The following is a 511-nucleotide window of genomic DNA, read 5'->3' as shown; positions in this document are numbered from 1 at the left end:
CTTGCTCGACAATGACATTTTCGGCCAGGGCATCGTGCGCATCATGATCATCTCGCCTTTCTTCGTCATGCCGCCGGTGGCAGCTTTGGTGTGGAAGAACATGATCATGCATCCCGGTTACGGCGTGCTTGCCGATCTCTCGCGCTTCTTCGGCCTGCAGCCGGTCGACTGGTTCGCACAGTTCCCGCTGCTCTCCATCATCATCATCGTCGCCTGGCAATGGCTGCCCTTTGCCACCCTGATCCTCTTGACCGCCCTGCAGTCGCTCGACGGCGAGCAGAAGGAAGCGGCCGAGATGGATGGCGCCAACTTCATCAACCGTTTCGTCTATCTGACGCTGCCGCACCTGTCGCGCGCCATCACCGTCGTCATTTTGATCCAGACGATCTTCCTGCTCGGTGTCTACGCGGAAATCCTCGTCACCACCAATGGCGGCCCCGGCTACGCCTCGACCAACCTTGCCTTCCTCATCTATCGCACGGCGCTTCTGGGCTACGACGTCGGCGGCGCA

Annotated in this window: 1 protein-coding gene; it reads left to right on the top strand. The window is 60.3% G+C overall.

The features are described 5' to 3' along the window. Positions 1-511: carbohydrate ABC transporter permease (locus tag WDZ78_RS23305; RefSeq protein ID WP_425674409.1), on the top strand; the 511-nt coding region annotated here is incomplete at both ends.

The organism is Agrobacterium sp. M50-1 (genome assembly GCF_049843495.1).
Taxonomy (GTDB): Bacteria; Pseudomonadota; Alphaproteobacteria; order Rhizobiales; family Rhizobiaceae; genus Agrobacterium; species Agrobacterium radiobacter.
This window is presented reverse-complemented; position numbering and strand designations above follow the sequence as displayed.